We start from the raw sequence: 17,892 nt of genomic DNA on the forward strand, positions 1-17,892 counted from the left end.
TGTACTCTCGGTCATGCCAGTGCAGTTGGCGCGGTACGGAGCTGGGGGAACGATGCAGGTCGACAAGCAGGTGTCCACGGAGATCGACGCCAACGTGCCCACGGCCGCGCGGATGTACGACTACTACCTCGGCGGCAAGGACAACTACGCGGCCGACCGCGCGGCGGTCGGAGAACTCGACAAGGTCGTCCCCAGCACGCGCCGGCTGGCGCTGAACAACCGGCGCTTCCTGCAGCGGGTCGTGCGCACGCTCTCCGAGGACTACGGCATCCGCCAGTTCCTCGACCACGGCTCCGGCCTGCCCACCCAGGACAACGTGCACCAGGTCGCCCAGCGCATCGACCCCGAGTCCCGCGTCGTCTACGTCGACAACGACCCCATGGTGCTCGTCCACGGCCGGGCGCTGCTCGACCAGAACGACCGGACCGCGGTCATACACGCCGACATGCGCGCCACGGAGGAGATCTTCTCCCACCCGGACACCCGGCGACTGCTCGACCTCACGCAGCCGGTCGCCGTCCTGTTCAACTCGGTCTTCCACTGCATCCCGGACAGCGACACCGACGGTCCGCAGGCGGTCGTCCGCCGTGTCACCGAGCGCCTCGCGCCCGGGAGCTACGCGGTGATGTGCCAGTTGGTGAGCGAGGACGCCGAGGTGCGGAAGTTCGTCACGGACTTCATGGACCAGGCGACCCAGGGGCACTGGGGCCGGGTCCGTGAGCCGAAGGACGTCGAGGCGCTCTTCGGCGACATGGACATCCTCGATCCGGGTCTGGTGGAGGTCTCCACCTGGCGACCGGACACCGAGGTCGCGCCCCGCCAGCTCACCGACGAGTGGATCGAGTTCGGCGGCCTGGGCCGCCTGCGCTGACCGACGGACCGGCCGCAGGGACAACCGACGGACCACCCGTACGTACATGAGGGGTCCCGCGCGCCGCGCGTGGCCCCTCGCGCCGTTCCCGCTACTCGTCGTCGGTGTAGCGCGTCGCCATCGTCGTGCGCAGCCGGTCCAGCGACTCGCGCGGGGTCAGGGCCTCGTCGGCCAGCCGGTCCAGTGCGACCCGGTACTCCTCGGTCTCGTCCTGGTCCTCGAGGAAGTTGGCGCTCCTGATGTGCTCCAGATAGACCACGTCGGGCAGATCGACGCCGCCGAAGCGGAGATAGGTGACCGGGATGGCGGGCGCCGACGCGTTCGTCACGTCCAGCGGCACGATCTGCAGCGTCACATGGGACCGCTGGGCCATCGTGACCAGGTGCGCGAGCTGCTCGCGCATGACGTCACGGCTGCCGAGCACACGCCACAGCACGGACTCGTCGATGATCGCCCACAGCTGGGGAGGGTCGCCGCGGTGCAGCAACTCCGTCCGGCGCTTGCGCAGTTCGACGCGGCGGAACACCTCGGCCTCCGGAACGTTCGGCAGGCCGCGCTCGACCACGGCCCGGGTGTAGGCGGCGGTCTGGAGCAGTCCCGGAACATACTGGATCTCGAAGGTGCGGATGGTCGCCGCGGCCTCCTGCAGGCCGACCAGGCGGTCGAACCACTCCGGCATCAGGCGCTTGTCGTACCGCTGCCACCAGCCCGGTTCACCGGCCCGCCGCAACAGCTTGAGCAGCACCGATGCCTCGTACGGGTCCGTCCCGTACCGCGTGAGGAGTGCCCGGACGTCCTTCTCCGTCGGAGGCCTGCGGCCCTTGCCCGACTCGATGCGCGAGAGCTTCGCCGGGCTGAAGCCGATCTCGCGGGCGGCCTGTTCCTGGGAGAGGCCGGCGTCCTCGCGAAATCCCGCCAGCTGTACGCCGACGAGCATCTTCAGCAGGGTCGGGGCCGGCTCGGACCGGTCCAGATAGGGTTCGAGACGGGAGATGCGATGCGACGCGGCGGACATCCTGGCTCCCAGCAGACCGGCAGACTTGAGGCGAAGACTATCTCATCCCACCGTCGCCTGCCGCATCCGCCTGTAGAAATCGGGTAGTTGGGCTCCGCTTGGGAGCCATCGCCCCGTCGCGTCGTCGCGTGTGTCCGGCGGCCGTCGCGCGGCCCCGCTCCTACACCAGGTGGTCGAACTCGCCCTCCTTGGCGCCGGCCAGGAACGCGGCCACCTCGGCGGAGGTGTAGACGAGCGCGGGGCCGTCCGGGTCACGGGAGTTGCGCATCGCTATGCCTCCGTCCACGAGGGCGACCTCGACGCAGTTGCCCTCGGCATTGCTGTGCCGGCTCTTCTTCCAGCAGGCGTCCAACAGGCTGGCCTGCACTCCGTTGCGCACTGGTGGCACCGCGGTCTCCTTGCCGTTCGGGGGGAGCGGACCGGTCCGTGCCGGTCCCCGAGCGCCCCCATCCGATTTTTTTCGCGCAATTTCTCGTGCAATTGCACGCGAGCGCTCTCAGCGTGGATAATAGCCGTGGCGTCAACCCCCGGGTCGATGCCTGTATCTGACGTCGCATCAGGGAGATGCTGTGTCGTCACCTGCACATTCATCGCTCCGGTCGCCCGGCGAACCCGTGTCGGAGACAGGCGCGGCGAGCCGGTCCGGAGGGCTCCCGCGCACCGTGCGAGAGATCACCGGCCGTCCGTTCCCCGGCCCGTACGCGACAGGCCCCGTGCCGGGCGACCGGCCGGCCTCCGTCGTACTGAGCGTGGCGTGCAGCCGGGAGGGATTCGCCCGGGCCCGGGTCTTCGCGCGGGACACCCTGCGCGGGTGGTCCCTCGCCGACCGCGGGGACGACGCGGTCCTCGTGATCACCGAACTCGTCTCCAACGCCGTCAAGCACGCGGTGCCGTCGGCGGCGGCCGGTGCTCCGGAGGTCAGGCTGGGACTCGTCCTGCACTCCGCCCACCTGACGCTGACCGTCTCCGACCCCGGGGACAACGAGCCCGTGTTCGACCCGTCCGACGGCTCCGCACTCCAGGAGCACGGACGCGGCCTGCGCATCGTCGACGCCCTCGCCGAGGAGTGGGGCTGGACGCCCCGCTTCCCGGCGGGCAAGACGGTCTGGGCCACCTTGCCGACCCGCCCCCTCACCTGACCCGACTGCCGCGGAAGGGCCCCACACCATGCGCAGCGCTCCGACACCCGAGCCGAGCATCCAGCGCACCGACCGTCAGACGCAGCCGCCCGGCCCGCCCCGCGGCCCCGTCCTCCTCGCGGGCCTCGACGGCGTGCCCTGGAGCGACATCCAGGACTCCAGCGGCTCGGCCGCGGCCATTCCCCGGCTGCTGCGCAAGGTCGCCCGGGGCGACGCCGAGACCGCCCGTGCCGCCCTCGACGACCTGCGCAAGCGCATCTGCCAGTACGGCTTCGTCGTCGAACAGGCGACCGCCGCCACCGTCCCCTTCCTCTGGGAACTGGCGCAGCGCCCTCAGGTGAGCTGCCGGGCGCAGATCATCCAGCTGCTGAAGAACATCGCCGACGCCCGGCAGTGGGAGACCACCGCCACCGTCTACCCCAAGCTGCTCAACCACCGTGAGAACCCGGTGGCCTGGGAGCGCGCGGCACGGCAGGCCGTCCGCGCCCGCCGTGACGGGCTCGAGCGGCTGCTGGCCGAGGACGACAGCGAGATCACGCGCGCCACCACCGAACTCGCCCGCACCCTCGGGGAATGAGACCCGCGCCTTCGGGGCGCCGAGGGATCCGCACGCCCGGAGACCGGGACCCGCGCCCTCCACGGGGGAGAAGGCGCGGGTCCCCTTCCGAGGCGCGGAACGATGTGGCGTACTCCCGGCCGACGGGGTAGGAAAGCGCGGGAAGTAAGCGCTTGCCCCACTCGGTCACCAGGAGGACCACGCCGATGGCGTCGTCGATGGAAAAACCGCTCGATCACCGCTACCGGGGCGAACACCCGATACGCACGCTCGTCTACCTGTTCCGCGCCGATCGCCGCCGACTGGCCGGCGCGGTCGCCGTCTTCACCGTCAAGCACAGCCCCGTATGGCTGCTGCCGCTGATCACCGCCTCCATCATCGACACCGTCGTCCAGCACGGACCGGTCGACGACCTGTGGACCAGCACCGGGATCATCATGTTCATCCTGGTCGTCAACTACCCGCTGCACCTGCTGTACGTCCGCCTCCTGTACGGCAGCGTGCGCCGCATGGGCACCGCCCTGCGCTCCGCGCTGTGCACGCGCATGCAGCAACTCTCCATCGGCTACCACTCCCGCGTCAGCGCCGGCGTCCTACAGGCCAAGGTCGTCCGGGACGTGGAGACGGTGGAGCAGATGGTGCAGCAGACGGCCGAGACCGGGCTCGGCGCGTTCACCGTGCTCACCGGCGGGCTCGTCATCATCGCCGTGCGCACCCCGGAGTTCCTGCCCGTCTTCCTCGTCGTCGTCCCCGCCGCCTCCCTCCTCGTGGCCCGGCTCCGCGCGCGGCTGCGCACCCACAACGAGCACTTCCGCCACGAGGTGGAGACCCTGTCCTCACGGGTCACGGAGATGACCCGGCTCATCCCGGTCACCCGCGCCCACGGCCTGGAGGGCAAGGCGCTGCGCCGCATGGACGGCACCCTGGACCGGCTGCTCACCTCCGGGATGCGCCTGGACCTGGTCAACGGCCGCTTCGGCTCCCTGTCCTGGGTCGTGCTCAACGTGGTCGGCGTCCTGGTACTCGCGGGCGCCGCACTGGTCTCGTACTACGACGTCTGGGGAGTGACCGCGGGCGACGTGGTGATGCTCAGCGCCTTCCTGACCACCCTCACCAACTCCACGACGACCCTGGCGGGCCTCGCCCCGGTCATCACCAAGGGCCTGGAGTCCGTCCGTTCGGTCGGCGAGGTGCTCCAGGCGCCCGAACTGGAGGACAACGAGGGCAAGCAGGAGCTGGCCTCGCTGCGCGGAGCCGTCGATTTCGAGGGCGTCGGCCACCTCTACGACACCGACGGGCGGCCCGCGGTCAGCGACTTCACCCTCTCCGTCGAACCCGGTGAGACCATCGCCCTGGTGGGCGCGTCCGGCGCCGGCAAGTCCACCGTGCTCAACCTGGTGATCGGCTTCCTGCGTCCGACGTCGGGCCGGCTGCTGCTCGACGGCACCGACATGAACAGCCTCGACCTGCGCACCTACCGGCGCTTCGTGTCGGTGGTGCCGCAGGAGTCCATCCTGTTCGACGGCACCATACGGGAGAACGTCGCCTACGGCATGGACGACGCCGACGAGGAGACCGTGCGCCGCGCCCTGCGCGACGCCAACGCGCTGGAGTTCGTCGACCGGCTGCCGCGGGGCCTGGACACCCTCGTCGGGGAGCACGGCGCCCGGCTGTCCGGCGGGCAGCGCCAGCGCCTGGCCATCGCCCGCGCCCTGATCCGGGACCCCCGGGTGCTGATCCTCGACGAGGCCACCTCGGCGCTGGACACCCGCTCCGAGGCGCTCGTCCAGCAGGCGCTGGCCCGGCTGCTGCGCGGGCGCACCACGTTCGTCGTGGCCCACCGGCTGTCCACCGTGCGCGGCGCGGACCGGATCGTGGTGATGGGGGAGGGCCGCGTCCTGGAGACCGGCACCCATGACGAACTCCTGGCCAGGAAAGGGGCGTACACGGCACTGCACAGCGGCCAGGTCGCCTGACCGGCGGGAGGGGACGCGGTCGGTCGCGCCGGATCGAGCCGCCCGATTTCGGCCAAGTCGATGGCATCTCCCGTGGAGCCCCGTCGGAAGCGAAGGATTCCGGTCAAAAGCTTGCAGGAACGGGCATGGTGCGATTGGTTCCGCCGGGTTCGGGCATACGCAGCGAAAATCGAGAGAGGGGCGCTTCGTGCTCGAACCGGACCCGAAGGTCGTCAGGGAGTTGCTGACACGCTACGCGGAACTGCGGATCGCTCAGGCGGAGAGGGAGCTGCCCGCGACGGCGCGGGAACTGGCGGACGTCAGCTACACACTGTGCGTGATGACGGCGACGACCAGCGTCCACGACGCGGTGGCCAAGGCGGACAGCCTGCTGCTCGCCAAGGGCCGCACGACGCGGGAGACCCGCCCGGTGGACGCCGACGGGGAGAACGGCCTGTCCCTGGCCGTGTGACATCGCCGCACCCCGGGCCCCGCGTCGCGGATCCAACGGGACCGAACCGGACCGGTCACGTCGAGCCGATCCACGGCGCGGGGCCCGCGCACGCACCACCGGTCGGACAGACCGTCACTGGAGAGCCTGGCGGGATCCCGTCGGAAGGTGTCGTTCCGGCCCCTGTGCGATCACTCGGCGCCTCCCTACCGTGGATCTCGATCACCGTTTCGCCCGATCCCGCCCTCCGGAGCCCGACCGATGACCAAGATCCTGCTGTCCCTCCACGTCCTGGCGGCCATCCTCGCCGTGGGACCCGTCACCGTCGCGGCCAGCATGTTTCCGGCGGCCGCGCGGAAGGTGACGGTGGCCCTGCCCGTCGGCGCCCCGGCGGTGGCCGGTGCGCAGGCGGGGACCGGGGACGCGGGTGTGAGCACCGTGCGGGTGCTGCACCGCATCTGCCGCGTCTACGCCGGTCTCGGCATCGCGGTGCCGGTCCTCGGGTTCGCCACCGCGGCCGCGATGGGCGTCCTCGGGGACGCGTGGCTCATCGCCTCGATCACCCTGACCGCCGTCGCCGCCGGGCTCCTGGCCGCCTTCGTCCTGCCCCGCCAGGAGGAACTCCTCGAGCAACTGACCGGCCGGCAGCCCGTCGAGCGTGCCGCGACGGCCCGCCTCGCCATGTTCACGGGCCTGTTCAACCTGCTGTGGGCCACGGTGACGATCCTCATGATCGTCCGCCCCGGATCCACGACCGGCGCCTGAGCGGCCGTTCACATCCTGGCGGAATGAGCACCACCGGGTGAACGGACGCCTAGACTGCTCAGTCGCGCCTCCGAGCGGGGGCGGACGACACGAAAGGCACGTTGACGGGTGTTCCAGGATTCCCCCATCTACGACCGACTCGTCGCCGAACGCGGTGACGTCCCCGAGCAGGTGCGGCGGGATGCCGAGCGGGTGAGCAGGGAGCTTGAGGTTGTCATGCGCCCGCTGCGTGCCCCCGGGCACCTGCCGGGCCCCGAACGCCAGCCGTCCCCGGGCTCCGGCTGGCAGCGCACCGCCCTGCTGCCCGGCCCGCGGCCGCACTGACGGACGCCACGGCGGCGGGCGGTTCCGGGAAGGGCTGCCCGCGGCTCACCCGACGGCCGCGCCGCCCAGGCCCTCCGCGTCCAGCGGATCCGCCGGGCCGGGCCGGGCCAGCCACTCGGCGATGGTGCGGGCGATCGGCTGGCCCGTGTCCACCTCGACGAAGCCGAACTGGCCCGACTGGTTGCACTCGAGGAACCACCAGGTGCCGTCGGCGTCCTCCGCGAAGTCGAGGGCGCCGTAGGCCAGCCCGGCCGCCCGCAGGTAGGCAAGGACCCCCGAGGCGACGCGCGGCGGCACCTCGGCCGGCCGCCACGGATCACCGGGCGCCGTGAACCGGACGTCCACCTCGTCGGGGTCCGGGCCCGCCGACGCCGTCTTCCGGGCGGCCAGCAACGCGTCGCCGACGACGGTCAGTCGGATGTCTGCCCGCTTGGCGACCCGGCGTTGCAGCAGCGTCGGGCCGTGCGCGACGGCGGAGAAGTCGGCCTCGGGCGGCACCCGGCTGGTCGGCACCGCCAGGGGAGGATCCTGCGGGTGCGCGCCCGAGACGGGCTTGACCACCAGATCCGGGTAGCGCTCGGCGAACTCGCGTGCCGCCCGTGGAAACGTCGTGATCAGCGTCGCCGGCACGGGCAGCCCGCACTGCTGGGCGAGACGCAACTGCCAGGGCTTGTACCGGGCCCGGTGCGCGGCGTCGGGCTGGTTCATCCAACGCGCCCCCGAGCCGCGGAGCATGCCGTAGAGGGCCTGCCCGGACTCCTCGGTGAGCCACGCGGACGGTTCGGCGGCCCGCGCGGCCGCGCCGCCCGGCCTGCGCACCCAGACGGACCGCAGCCCGCCGATGCTCACCAGACGTCCCCCCGACGACAGATGACCCCGGAACGATCCGTGCGCGAACTCGCCGGAGAGCGCGACGGAGTCGGTGAGATCGGCCGGATCCAGGCGCACCACCGGTACCCCCGACGCGTTCAGGTGCACCACCACCATGTCCGCGGTGACGTCCTCTTCACTGGTCAGGATCAACACGGTCATTGTCGACGACCCGTGTTCAGTCGTCGAAGTGAGTCTTCGACCCCGCGGTGGAGGTCGTCGTCCCCAGTTCTCTCAGAAGCGCGTGGTCACCTGCGGCCACCCGCCCGTCGAGGAGCACGTTCAACTGCAGCCCGGAGTCGTAGACGTACGGAGTGATGGCTTCCAACTCCACTGCGGGCCGTGCGTAGTTGAGCGCGAACGGTTGCATCGTCTCTCCCTAGTCGGTGCTGCGCCGATCAGGTGACGGCCCCCTTTGCGCCGCCACCTGGTCCGCCGACTTCCTTCGGCTTCCAGAGACTTATACGAATCGAACGGGTGAATGGTTTCCTCACGCAGCGTAATCGCCGGGCGGGCCGCCGGACCGCCGCCCGTCCGCGGCCGAGCGCCGGCCGCCGAGCGAGCCGCGCGTGGAGCGCAGCGCGAGGAGCAGCACACCGATGTCGTCCAGGTAGACAGGGTCGGGCAACAGGTCCGCCGGGAGCACCAGGTAGAGGACGGCGCCCCAGAAGACCCAGCGCGGGCCCGTGGGGAGCCCGGCCCGCCTGAGGTCCCGTCGGGTGCGGACCAGCCGCACCAGGACGGCGACCGCCGCCGCGAGGACGACTGCCGCGAGCAGCACCGCCACGACGATCACTGTGGTCGTATCCACGGTCCCCTCCCTTGCGGCGCGCGGCACGCGCCTCCCTGTCCGGATGCCCGTTCACGGCGGTGGCAAGACCGGCGGGCGGGGTCTCTCATCCCTGCGGCCCACTCGAGTGGCACGGCGCGGTGGACGTGCCTAGTAATGGGCAGCACACAGGCGTGTCGCATGTCGGGGACGCAGGGCGGCCGCAACCCCCACCACACGGAGAGATCATGACCACCGGCTCTTCCTCACCCCGCTCGCCCGAGTACGCCATATCCGCCCTGGACCTGCCCACCGGGGAGACGACCACCACCACCGGAACGGCGCGACCGCCCGGCGCGGATCCCGACGCCCGAACCTCCGCGAACCGGCCGCCCGCCCCCGACCGGGGCCGGTCCGCCCCGCAGCATCCCCTCTACGACCGGGAGGCCGACGACCGGGAGGCCGACGACCGGGAGACGGACGTCTGGGAAGTCGACCTGGACGACCCCGACCTCGCCGACCCGGACCTCCGGGAACCCGCCCGTCCCGAACCCGGCGGCCTGCCCGGACCGGGCCTGTCCGAGCCCGCCCCCGGTGAGCCCGGCCCCCACGAGGCCGCCTTCGAGGACGGAGCGGCGCAGACGTACGGCGACCCCGTCGGCGACCTGGTGCGCTCCGCCGTGGCCGACCGGCCGCTGGAAGAGGTCGTCGACCTGATCACGACGCTCGAGCAGTCACCGCAGTACGCGCAGGCCACGATCGACGCGCTGCGCGCGGTCGGCGTGAACCGGTCCGTGGAGGACGTGACCCGGCTCGTCGCCCTGCTGACCCGCCCGCCGCGCCACTCGGACAGCGCGGACGAGGCGATCCGGGCCGCGGCGGAGTGCCGCTCCGTGGAGGACGTGACCCGGCTGATGTCGCTGCTGCACCGCACGCCACTGGAGCCGCACTGCGGGCAGGAGGCCGTACGCGCCGCCGCCACCGGCCGGCCCGTCGAGGAGCTGGTCCAGCTGATCGGCCGGCTCGCCGAGGACGGACACGTCCGCCCCGACCGGCCCGACGCCCGGCACCTGCGGGCGGCCCAGGAGGCGACCGGTGAGGACGACGGACACGAACCCCCCGCCCGGTCGCCGGGGTTCGCCGGCGCGTTCACCGGGGGCGCCCGCCGCGGCCGCGAACGCCGCCGCCCGTCCCGCCGGGAGCGCGACCGCGGCAAGGACCGCGCTGCGCGGGAGACCGACGGGGCCCGTGCCGACCGCGACCGCGCCAGGAACCGTGCGACACGCGACCGCGACCGTGCGGCACGCAGGGCCGACCGGGGCCCGGCCTGGCCGGCCTGGCTCACCGTCGCCGTCCTGGCGGGATGCGGCGTGGCCTACTTCCCGCTGCACCGCGCCGACGCCTCCGCACCGGCGTACGGAGTGGCGCTCGGCCTGTCGGCGCTCTGCCTGGTGCTGGCACTGCTGTTGACCGTACGGCCCGCCGTGCCGCTGCTCGCCGCGGCGGTCGTGGGACCGGCGGCCCTGGCCGCCGCCAAGCTCTACGGCGGCGCCACCCCGACGGCGCGGGTGTCTCCCGTCACCGACCTCACCCTCGCCCCCACCTCGATCGCGGTCGCCGTGGCCGTGGCCGCCTCGCTCGTCGCGCTGACGGCCCTGTGCGTGCGGGTGGCCTCGCACGACTCCGCCCGGCGCCGGCCCGCCCGCCGGGTGGCGGTCGCGGGCCGCACCGCCGCGGACTGAGCACCGCCCGACCCGCCCAGCACGCACACCGTGTGGTCCGCGCCGGGAGAACACCCGCCGCGGACCACACGTCCGTTCTCACGTGCCGAGCATGCCCGCCGGGTGCCCGTGCTCCAGCAGAGCGGTGAGCACCCGGTCCGGGGTGAGCGGCAGTTCGCGGAAGCGGATGCCGGTGGCGTGGTGGACGGCGTTGCCGACGGCCGCCGCCGAACCCACGATCCCGATCTCGCCGATCCCCTTGCTGCCCATGGGATTGAGACGGTCGTCCTCCTCGTCCACCCAGTGCGCCTCGACCCGCGCGACGTCCGCGTGCGCGGGCACGTGGTACGAGGCCAGATCGCGCTCGACGAAGTCGCCGAACACCGGGTCCATCGTGCTGTCCTCGGTGAGCGCCATGCCGAGGCCCATCGTCATGCCCCCGATGAACTGGGAGCGCGCCGTACGGGCGTTGAGGATGCGCCCCGCCGCGAAGACGCCCAGCAGCCTGGTCGCCCGCACCTCGCCGGAGACCGTGTCGACGGTGACCTCGGCGAAGTGCGCGCCGAACGCGTGCCGCGCGTAGGGGCTCTCGGCGTCGGCCGTGCCGGAGGTGTCGGCGTCGGCCGTGACACCCTCGTCGGGCAGCGGCCCGGCGTGCTCGGCGAGCCGCCCCGCCAGCCGGTCGCACGCCGCGTGCACGGCCCAGCCCCAGGACGCGGTACCGGAGGAGCCGCCCGCCATGGGGGCGAACCCGATGTCGCTGTCGCCGACCTCGATCCGGACCCGGTCCAGCGGGGCGCCGAGGGCGTCGGCCGCGACCTGCGCGAGCACGGTCCGCGCCCCCGTACCGATGTCGGTGGCGTTGACCCGCACCAGGAAGCCGCCGTCGGGCAGGGCCCGCGCCGAGGCGACGCACGGGGAGACCAGGACGGGGTAGGTGGCGGCGGCCACCCCGCTGCCGATCAGCAGGGGCCCCGCCTCACGGGTCCGCGGACGGGGGTCGCGGTCCTCCCACCCGAAGCGCCGGGCGCCCTCGCGCAGACACTCCACCAGATGCCTGCTGCTGAAGGGCTTGCCGCTGTCGGGCTCCGCCTCCGGTTCGTTGCGGACCCTCAGCTCCACCGGGTCGACGCCGAGTTCGGCGGCCAGCTCGTCCATGGCGGACTCGAGGGCGTACATACCCGGGCATTCACCGGGGGCGCGCATCCAGGACGGTGTGGGCACGTCCAGCGCCGCCACGCGGTGGACCGTGCGCAGGGCGGGCGTGCCGTACATGACGCGGGCGGGGACCGCGGCCTGCTCCACGAACTCCTTCACCCGGGAGGTGTGCGTCGTCACCTCGTGCACCAGGGAGCCGAGGCGGCCGTCGGTGTCCGCGCCCAGGCGCAGCCGGTGCAGGGTCGGCGCGCGGTGCCCGACGACGGCGGGCAGGTAGCGCCGCGGCAGGGCCACGGTCACCTGCCGCCCGGTCTCCCGCGCGGCCATCGCGGCCAGCACCACCTCCGGCCGCGGCGTGCCCTTCGAACCGAAGCCGCCGCCCACGTGCTCCGCGCGCACCGTGATCCGGTCCTCGGGCAGGGCGAACAGGCGGGCCAGCTCCTTGCGCACCGCCGTCGTCCCCTGGCTGGAGGAGTGCACGGTCAGCCGCTCGCCGTCCCAGTGCGCCGTACTGGAGTGCGGCTCCATGGGGTGGTTGTGCAGCGGCGGCACCGTGTACTCGACGTCGACCCGGGCCGCCGAGGCGGCGAAGGCACCGTCCGGGTCGCCGTGCTCGGTGACGGCCGGGAAGCCTCCGTTGGCCGATTCCGGGACGTACGCCCCGGAGTGCGAGGCGGTGAGCGCCACGTCGTGGGGTTCGGCCTCGTAGGTGATCCGGACGGCGGCGGCGCCGGCGCGGGCCGCCTCCAGGGTCTCGGCCACCACCAGGCCCACGAACCAGCCCCGGTGCGGGACGTGCGGCCCCTGCAGCACGGCCAGGGTCGGGTCGTCGGGTTCGCCGAGGCGGGGCGCGTTCTCGTGCGTGAGCACCGCGAGCACGCCGGGCAGCGCGAGCGCGGGCGCGGGGTCGACGCCGGTCACCCGGCCGCGCGCGACCGTCGCCGGCACCGGCCAGGCCTGGGCGCGGCCCGGCGCGTCGAACTCGGCGGCGTACCGGGCGGTCCCGGTCACCTTCTCCCGCCCTTCCCTGCGCTCTGCCGGAGCGCCCAGGACGGCATCGGTGGCGGTCATGGAGTCCTCCTCGTGGACGCCGTGGTTCAGGTGGTGGCGGGCGGGGCGAGCCGACCCAGTACGTCCAGGGCCAGCCGGCGGGCCAGCGGCACCTTGTAGGCGTTGTCCCGCAGCGGTTCGGCCGCGGCCAGCTCCAGGTCGATCGCGTGCTCGAAGGCCGCCGTCGTGGGCGCCGCGCCCCGCAGCGCGTCCTCGGCCCGCCGCGCCCGCCAGGGCCGGTGCGCCAGCGCCCCGAACGCGATCCCCGCCCGCTCCACCACACCGTCTGCCAGGTGCAGCACGACGGCGACGGAGGCCAGCGCGAAGGCGTAAGACGCCCGGTCGCGGGCCTTGCGGTACGCCGAGGGGAGCCCGGCCGTGGCCGCGGGCAGGACCACGCCGGTGATCAGCTCGCCGGGGTGGATCTCCGTGTCCCGCTCGGGGTGCAGCCCCGGCAGCCGGTGGAAGTCGGCGGCGGGCACGCTCCGGGTGCCCTCGGGGCCGTGCAGCTCGACGCGCGCGTCGAGGGCGGCCAGCGCCACCGCCATGTCCGAGGGGTGGGTGGCGATGCACTGGTCGGAGTGGCCGAGCACCGCGTGGTCCCGGTGCACGCCCTCCAGCGCGCCGCAGCCGGTGCCGGGCTCACGCTTGTTGCAGGGCTTCGACACGTCCTGGAAGTACGGGCAGCGGGTGCGCTGCAACAGGTTGCCGCCGGTGGTGGCGGCGTTGCGCAACTGCCCGGAAGCTCCGGCCAGCAGTGCCTGGGACAGGGCCGGGTAGCGGTCGCGGACGGCGCGGTGGGCCGCGAGGTCGCTGTTGCGGACCGTCGCGCCGACCCGCAGCGAGCCGTCGGGCAGCTCCTCCACCCCGTCCAGCGGCAGCCGGGTCACGTCGACGAGGGTGGCCGGGGTCTCCACGCCGAGCTTCATCAGGTCGACGAGGTTGGTGCCGCCGCCGAGGTAGCGGGCGCCGGGGTGGGCCGCGAAGGCGTCGGTGGCCTCCTCGACGCTGTCGGCGCGCACGTAGGCGAAGGGCTTCACGGGATCACGTCCTCGACCGCGTCGGCGATGTGCGGATACGCCCCGCACCGGCACAGGTTGCCGCTCAGCCGCTCCCGGATCTCCTCCCGGTCCAGCGCGACCGGCTCGCCGGACGGTGCCGCCGGGTCGGTGACGTGGGACGGGTGTCCGGCCGCGGCCTCGGCGATCGCGCCGACCGCGGAGCAGATCTGGCCCGGGGTGCAGTACCCGCACTGGAAGGCGTCGCGGTCCAGGAAGGCCCGCTGCATCGGGTGCAGCTCCTCGCCGTCCCCGGCGAGCCCCTCGACGGTGGTGATCTCGCAGCCGTCCAGGGCGACCGCGAACAGCAGGCAGCTGTTCACGCGCCTGCCGTCCACCAGGACCGTGCAGGCGCCGCACTGCCCGTGGTCGCAGCCCTTCTTGGCACCCGCGAGCCCGAGGTCCTCCCGCAGGAGGTCCAGCAGGACACGGCGGTGGTCGACGGTGAGGGTGTGCGGTTTGCCGTTGACACGGAGCGTGGTCTCCGAACGGGAGGACTCCGGTGGGCGGGAAGCGGGGGCGCTCTCGTACTGGCTGTCCATGGCGTCGCTGACCTTCCGGGACGGGCCGTGCTCCTGTGCCCGTCCGCGTATCCACCTCCGGCCGGATGACACGTGAGGCTGCCCTCAGCGGGCGGCGTCCCCCGGCACCCACGACCGTCCCGCGCGCCGCCCGACGCCCCCGCCGACCACTGTCGGCTGTCCGCAGGGGTGCCGGGACGCGGTGGTGGGGGCTCGACCGCCGTTCCGCTGTGCCGGGCTGCGGCCGGGGAGGGGCGCGGGGCGGCCGGACGCGTTGTGCCCCCTCCCCGTATCGATGAGGTCCGGTGGGGGGTGCCGAAGTCCGGCGGTGGTCCGGTGGCGCGGCCGGGGTCAGTCGCCCGGCTGGGTCGGGGGCCCGGCGGTGCCGCGGTCGGTGGGGTCCGGACGGGGTGCGCGGGCGGAGCCCCGGAAGCGCTCCAGGGTGCGGGTCAGGCCCCGCAGGGGGGACGTCGTCGGCGCCTCGGACGACGTGGGGCGGGGCTGGTCCGCCCCGGCGGACTCCCGGTAGACGGAGAGGGCCTCGGCCGCGCGTTCCGCCGCCTCCCGGTACAGGTCCCGGGACTGGGTCATGGCCTCGAGCGCCTCGGCGTACATCGCCACCAGCTTGCGCTCGCGCTCCAACTCCTCCCGCAGCGTCAGCAGCCGCCAGTCCTCCCGCAGCGAGCGCAGGGCCTCCACCGCGTCGTCCGGCAGCGGCCTGGGCAGTGCGTCGAAGGACGTCACCGCGCCGATCAGAGCGGTGGGCTCGGAGCCGTCCAGGAAGACGGTGCGGACGGAGAAGTCCCCGTCGGCGTAGTCGGCCGGGGCCGGTGTGCCCGGCAGCACCACGGCGCCGCCGCGCGGCACCTGGACCCCGAAGTCCTCCAGGGCCCAGTTCACCACCCGCAACTGCTGCGGCGCGGCGCGGTGCTCGACGACCCGGTGCCGCAGACCGGGCGGCAACCGCCGCGCCAGCGGCTCCCGGCCGCGGTGGTCCGGGGTCATCGCCTCGTGCACCACCACGTGGATGTTCCACGGACTGCGCCCGGCCTCCTTGAGCAGCCGGCGCACGGCCTTGTCGTCGTCCGGCAGGGTGTTGATGCCCCGCAGCCGCAGTCCGGTGGCGGCGTCCCGGTCCCAGGTGACGTCCGGGTCGTCGGGCCAGAACATGGTGGCGGGGGAGGGCCAGGCAGGGTCCCAGGCCTCCTCGGCCTCCGCGAGCAGCGTCCACTCCTGCCCGCCCGCCGACGCCGGCTCCAGGATCAGCCTGGCGCGCACCGTCACGGCCCCGGGAGCCTTCCAGCGTGCCTCGAAGACCCGCGGGCCGGGGCCCCCGGCGGACGCGGACTCGGCCGCCGGCTCCTCGGGCGGCTCCAGGAAGTCGTCCAGGACGTGGCCGTCCTTGAGCCGCTCCAGCGTGTGCCGGACGGTGTCCTCGGCCGCAGAGCCGACATGGCGGCCGCGGGCGGCCCACAGCGTGGGCGGATGCGTGGGGCGAGCGGTGGGAGAGGTCGGCATGGGTCCATCGGGCAGCAGGGGCACGGACGTAGGCAAGTATCGTCGCCGCAGGTCAGTCGAGAGCACCCGGGGTCCGCCGACCGGGCGTGCCGCGGCGGGGCGACGGTGCGGCAGGCCGGGCCGCGGACGAGTCGTGGGCGAGGGTGGGAAGGAGCGCCCGGACCGACCGTACGGCACGACAAGGAGCGACCTGATGAACCTCGACCTCGGTGGACGTACCGCACTGGTGACGGGCTCCTCGCAGGGGATCGGCGCGGCGATCGCCGCCGGACTGGCCCGGGCCGGTGCCACCGTCGGCGTCAACGGACGCGACGCCGGCCGCCTCGCGCAGAGCGTCGCGAAACTGCGGGCCGAGGTGCCGGACGGCGTGTTCGTGCCGGTCGCGGCGGACCTCGGCACCGAGGAGGGCGCCCGGGCCGCCGTGGACGCGCTGCCCGACGTCGACATCCTCGTGAACAACCTGGGCGTCTTCGGCGCCGCGCCCGCGCTGGAGATCAGCGACGACGAGTGGCGCCGCTACTTCGAGATCAACGTCCTGGCGGGCGTCAGGCTGACGCGCGCCTATCTCCCCCGGATGAGGGAACGCGGCTGGGGCCGGGTGCTGTACATCGCGAGTGACTCGGCCGTCGTCATCCCCGCCGAGATGATCCACTACGGGGTGTCCAAGACGGCGCTGCTCGGAGTCGGCCGCGGCTTCGCGAAGGAGGCGGCGGGCAGCGGGGTCACGGTGAACTGCGTCATCGCGGGCCCCACCCGCACCGAGGGCGTCGAGGACTTCGTGTACCAGCTGGTCGACCGCGACCTGCCCTGGGACGAGGCGCAGCGTGTCTTCATGCGCGAGCACCGCCCGCAGTCCCTGCTCCAGCGGCTGATCGAACCGGAGGAGATCGCCAACCTGGTGGTGTACCTCGGCTCCCCCCTCGCGTCCGCCACCACCGGAGCGGCGGTGCGCGTGGACGGCGGCTACGTGGACTCGATCCTGCCGTAGACCGCCCGTCGAGCGTCCGTGGAGCGCCCTCGGGTCCCGCGGCCCGCCGGGTCTCACCCGTCCTCCTCCGCGCGCCGCCGGTCCGTCTCGTTCCAGGCCCGGGTGTCGCGCGGCTCCACGTACGGCTCGTCGTCGGGCGGGTGGCCGCCGTCGATGACCCGCTGCCGGGCCAGCTCGGCGTCGAACTCCAGACCGAGCAGGATCGCCAGGTTCGTGACCCACAGCCACACCAGGAAGACGATGACGCCCGCCAGGGTGCCGTACGTCTTGTTGTACGAGCCGAAGTTGGCCACGTAGAAGGCGAAACCGGCGGAGGCGGCCAGCCAGATCAGCAGCGCGACCACGCTGCCGGGCGAGACCCACTTGAAGCCCTTGACCCGGGCGTTCGGGGTGGCCCAGTACAGGATCGCGATCATGAGGACGACCAGCAGGACCAGGACCGGCCACTTGGCGATCGACCACACCGTGAGCGCGGTGTCCCCCATGCCGAGCGCGGTGCCCGCCTGCCGGGCCAGGCTCCCGGTGAACACCACGATGAGCGCGCTGACCACCGCGAGCACGAGCAGCACCACGGTCAGCGCCACGCGCAGCGGCAGCACCTTCCACACCGGGCGGCCCTCGGGCACGTCGTAGACCGCGTTGGCGGCGCGGATGAACGCGGCCACGTACCCGGACGCCGACCAGACGGCGCCCACCAGACCGGCCACCGCCAGCACGGAGCCCAGACCCGCCTTGGCCCGCAGTTGCTCCACCGCGTTGGTGAGGACGTCGCGCGCGGATCCCGGCGCGAGCTTGCGCACGTTGTCCAGGACCTCCTGCGTGGCGGAGTCCCCGGCGATGCCGAGCAGCGAGACCAGCACCAGCATGGCCGGGAACAGCGACAGGATGCCGTAGTAGGTCAGGGCGGCGGCGCGGTCGGTCAGCTCGTCGTCCTTGAACTCGGCGACCACCCGCCGCAGCAGCGCGGACCACGAGCGCTTCGGCAACTCGGTGGGGGAGCCGGGCGCGGCGTCCTCGGTGGCGGCGTCCGGGCCGTAGTCCGCGTCCGCAGCCTCCTTCGCCCTCTCGTCGGCCGGTTCGTCCTTCGTGTGCTTCCCGCGACGGGGAAGGTGGGGTCGGGCCATGCCCCTGCGGGTTGCCCGTCCCGGCGTAGGCACGCCCGC

At 73.4% G+C, this 17,892-nt stretch carries 19 protein-coding genes; 9 read left to right on the top strand and 10 right to left on the bottom strand.

Going from position 1 to position 17,892, the window contains the following annotated elements:
• Positions 1–52 precede the first annotated feature (52 nt).
• Complete coding sequence (locus BJ961_RS15285) at positions 53–871, top strand: SAM-dependent methyltransferase (RefSeq protein ID WP_271413373.1); 819 nt, start codon at positions 53–55, stop codon at positions 869–871.
• 91 nt (positions 872–962) lie between these two features.
• On the opposite strand, the gene BJ961_RS15290 is transcribed toward BJ961_RS15285, so the two are convergent.
• Positions 963–1,886 carry a helix-turn-helix domain-containing protein gene (locus tag BJ961_RS15290; RefSeq protein ID WP_271413374.1) on the bottom strand — a complete coding sequence of 308 codons (924 nt, stop codon included), beginning with the start codon at positions 1,884–1,886 and terminating at the stop codon, positions 963–965.
• Between the two features lie 160 nt (positions 1,887–2,046).
• A complete protein-coding gene (locus BJ961_RS15295) occupies positions 2,047–2,274 on the bottom strand; it encodes a DUF397 domain-containing protein (RefSeq protein WP_271413375.1) in 228 nt (75 codons plus the stop codon).
• A gap of 181 nt (positions 2,275–2,455) precedes the next feature.
• Here BJ961_RS15295 and BJ961_RS15300 point away from each other — a divergent pair, with 181 nt between their 5' ends.
• The 6 genes from BJ961_RS15300 to BJ961_RS15325 all read left to right on the top strand — a co-directional run bounded on the left by BJ961_RS15300 (position 2,456) and on the right by BJ961_RS15325 (position 7,076).
• The gene (locus BJ961_RS15300) at positions 2,456–3,025 is read left to right on the top strand and encodes an ATP-binding protein (protein ID WP_381156229.1); all 570 of its coding nucleotides are present in this window, start codon (positions 2,456–2,458) and stop codon (positions 3,023–3,025) included.
• A gap of 28 nt (positions 3,026–3,053) precedes the next feature.
• Positions 3,054–3,602 carry a hypothetical protein gene (locus BJ961_RS15305; protein WP_271413376.1) on the top strand — a complete coding sequence of 183 codons (549 nt, stop codon included), beginning with the start codon at positions 3,054–3,056 and terminating at the stop codon, positions 3,600–3,602.
• A gap of 185 nt (positions 3,603–3,787) precedes the next feature.
• On the top strand, positions 3,788–5,557 hold the full coding sequence (locus tag BJ961_RS15310) for an ABC transporter ATP-binding protein (protein ID WP_271413377.1): 1,770 nt from the start codon (positions 3,788–3,790) through the stop codon (positions 5,555–5,557).
• 187 nt (positions 5,558–5,744) lie between these two features.
• On the top strand, positions 5,745–6,008 hold the full coding sequence (locus tag BJ961_RS15315; RefSeq protein ID WP_271413378.1) for a DUF5133 domain-containing protein: 264 nt from the start codon (positions 5,745–5,747) through the stop codon (positions 6,006–6,008).
• A 240-nt stretch (positions 6,009–6,248) separates the two neighbouring features.
• The gene (locus tag BJ961_RS15320) at positions 6,249–6,752 is read left to right on the top strand and encodes a hypothetical protein (RefSeq protein WP_271413379.1); all 504 of its coding nucleotides are present in this window, start codon (positions 6,249–6,251) and stop codon (positions 6,750–6,752) included.
• Positions 6,753–6,860: 108 nt separating this feature from the next.
• Positions 6,861–7,076 carry a hypothetical protein gene (locus tag BJ961_RS15325; RefSeq protein WP_271413380.1) on the top strand — a complete coding sequence of 72 codons (216 nt, stop codon included), beginning with the start codon at positions 6,861–6,863 and terminating at the stop codon, positions 7,074–7,076.
• A gap of 45 nt (positions 7,077–7,121) precedes the next feature.
• Here the strand turns inward: BJ961_RS15325 and tgmB are convergent, their stop codons facing one another.
• The 3 genes from tgmB to BJ961_RS15340 form a co-directional block, all read right to left on the bottom strand.
• On the bottom strand, positions 7,122–8,108 hold the full coding sequence (gene tgmB, locus BJ961_RS15330; protein ID WP_271413381.1) for an ATP-grasp ribosomal peptide maturase: 987 nt from the start codon (positions 8,106–8,108) through the stop codon (positions 7,122–7,124).
• 16 nt (positions 8,109–8,124) lie between these two features.
• The gene (tgmA, locus tag BJ961_RS15335) at positions 8,125–8,316 is read right to left on the bottom strand and encodes a putative ATP-grasp-modified RiPP (RefSeq protein WP_271413382.1); all 192 of its coding nucleotides are present in this window, start codon (positions 8,314–8,316) and stop codon (positions 8,125–8,127) included.
• 120 nt (positions 8,317–8,436) lie between these two features.
• Positions 8,437–8,757, bottom strand: coding sequence for a YkvA family protein (locus BJ961_RS15340; RefSeq protein ID WP_271413383.1), 321 nt, complete (start codon positions 8,755–8,757; stop codon positions 8,437–8,439).
• Between the two features lie 206 nt (positions 8,758–8,963).
• On the opposite strand from BJ961_RS15340, the gene BJ961_RS15345 reads away from it, so the two are divergent.
• The gene (locus tag BJ961_RS15345; protein WP_271413384.1) at positions 8,964–10,457 is read left to right on the top strand and encodes a hypothetical protein; all 1,494 of its coding nucleotides are present in this window, start codon (positions 8,964–8,966) and stop codon (positions 10,455–10,457) included.
• 78 nt (positions 10,458–10,535) lie between these two features.
• Here the strand turns inward: BJ961_RS15345 and BJ961_RS15350 are convergent, their stop codons facing one another.
• The 4 genes from BJ961_RS15350 to BJ961_RS15365 form a co-directional block, all read right to left on the bottom strand.
• Complete coding sequence (locus BJ961_RS15350; protein WP_271413385.1) at positions 10,536–12,665, bottom strand: xanthine dehydrogenase family protein molybdopterin-binding subunit; 2,130 nt, start codon at positions 12,663–12,665, stop codon at positions 10,536–10,538.
• Between the two features lie 26 nt (positions 12,666–12,691).
• Positions 12,692–13,684 (bottom strand): FAD binding domain-containing protein, encoded by a 993-nt coding sequence (locus BJ961_RS15355; protein ID WP_271413386.1) that lies wholly within the window; start codon positions 13,682–13,684, stop codon positions 12,692–12,694.
• Positions 13,681–14,244: a (2Fe-2S)-binding protein gene (locus tag BJ961_RS15360; protein ID WP_271413387.1), complete on the bottom strand. Its 564-nt coding sequence runs from the start codon at positions 14,242–14,244 to the stop codon at positions 13,681–13,683. Before BJ961_RS15360 ends, BJ961_RS15355 begins: the two co-directional genes overlap by 4 nt.
• Positions 14,245–14,574: 330 nt before the next feature.
• Complete coding sequence (locus BJ961_RS15365; RefSeq protein ID WP_271413388.1) at positions 14,575–15,741, bottom strand: hypothetical protein; 1,167 nt, start codon at positions 15,739–15,741, stop codon at positions 14,575–14,577.
• Between the two features lie 193 nt (positions 15,742–15,934).
• Between BJ961_RS15365 and BJ961_RS15370 the strand changes: the two genes are divergently transcribed.
• Positions 15,935–16,729 (top strand): SDR family NAD(P)-dependent oxidoreductase, encoded by a 795-nt coding sequence (locus BJ961_RS15370; protein ID WP_271413389.1) that lies wholly within the window; start codon positions 15,935–15,937, stop codon positions 16,727–16,729.
• 53 nt (positions 16,730–16,782) lie between these two features.
• On the opposite strand, the gene BJ961_RS15375 is transcribed toward BJ961_RS15370, so the two are convergent.
• Positions 16,783–17,853 carry a YihY/virulence factor BrkB family protein gene (locus BJ961_RS15375; protein WP_271413390.1) on the bottom strand — a complete coding sequence of 357 codons (1,071 nt, stop codon included), beginning with the start codon at positions 17,851–17,853 and terminating at the stop codon, positions 16,783–16,785.
• Between the last annotated feature and the right edge of the window lie 39 nt (positions 17,854–17,892).

This window comes from Streptomyces lienomycini (genome assembly GCF_027947595.1).
Lineage (GTDB): Bacteria > Actinomycetota > Actinomycetes > Streptomycetales > Streptomycetaceae > Streptomyces > Streptomyces lienomycini.

What these genes read in the sequence shown, in the direction of transcription:
- BJ961_RS15285 (WP_271413373.1), top strand. Translation starts at nt 53, where the DNA reads ATGCAGGTCGACAAGCAGGTGTCCACGGAGATCGACGCCAACGTGCCC.
- BJ961_RS15290 (WP_271413374.1), bottom strand. Translation starts at nt 1,886, where the DNA reads ATGTCCGCCGCGTCGCATCGCATCTCCCGTCTCGAACCCTATCTGGAC.
- BJ961_RS15305 (WP_271413376.1), top strand. Translation starts at nt 3,054, where the DNA reads ATGCGCAGCGCTCCGACACCCGAGCCGAGCATCCAGCGCACCGACCGT.
- BJ961_RS15310 (WP_271413377.1), top strand. Translation starts at nt 3,788, where the DNA reads ATGGCGTCGTCGATGGAAAAACCGCTCGATCACCGCTACCGGGGCGAA.
- BJ961_RS15320 (WP_271413379.1), top strand. Translation starts at nt 6,249, where the DNA reads ATGACCAAGATCCTGCTGTCCCTCCACGTCCTGGCGGCCATCCTCGCC.
- tgmB (WP_271413381.1), bottom strand. Translation starts at nt 8,108, where the DNA reads ATGACCGTGTTGATCCTGACCAGTGAAGAGGACGTCACCGCGGACATG.
- tgmA (WP_271413382.1), bottom strand. Translation starts at nt 8,316, where the DNA reads ATGCAACCGTTCGCGCTCAACTACGCACGGCCCGCAGTGGAGTTGGAA.
- BJ961_RS15345 (WP_271413384.1), top strand. Translation starts at nt 8,964, where the DNA reads ATGACCACCGGCTCTTCCTCACCCCGCTCGCCCGAGTACGCCATATCC.
- BJ961_RS15350 (WP_271413385.1), bottom strand. Translation starts at nt 12,665, where the DNA reads ATGACCGCCACCGATGCCGTCCTGGGCGCTCCGGCAGAGCGCAGGGAA.
- BJ961_RS15360 (WP_271413387.1), bottom strand. Translation starts at nt 14,244, where the DNA reads ATGGACAGCCAGTACGAGAGCGCCCCCGCTTCCCGCCCACCGGAGTCC.
- BJ961_RS15365 (WP_271413388.1), bottom strand. Translation starts at nt 15,741, where the DNA reads ATGCCGACCTCTCCCACCGCTCGCCCCACGCATCCGCCCACGCTGTGG.
- BJ961_RS15370 (WP_271413389.1), top strand. Translation starts at nt 15,935, where the DNA reads ATGAACCTCGACCTCGGTGGACGTACCGCACTGGTGACGGGCTCCTCG.
- BJ961_RS15375 (WP_271413390.1), bottom strand. Translation starts at nt 17,853, where the DNA reads ATGGCCCGACCCCACCTTCCCCGTCGCGGGAAGCACACGAAGGACGAA.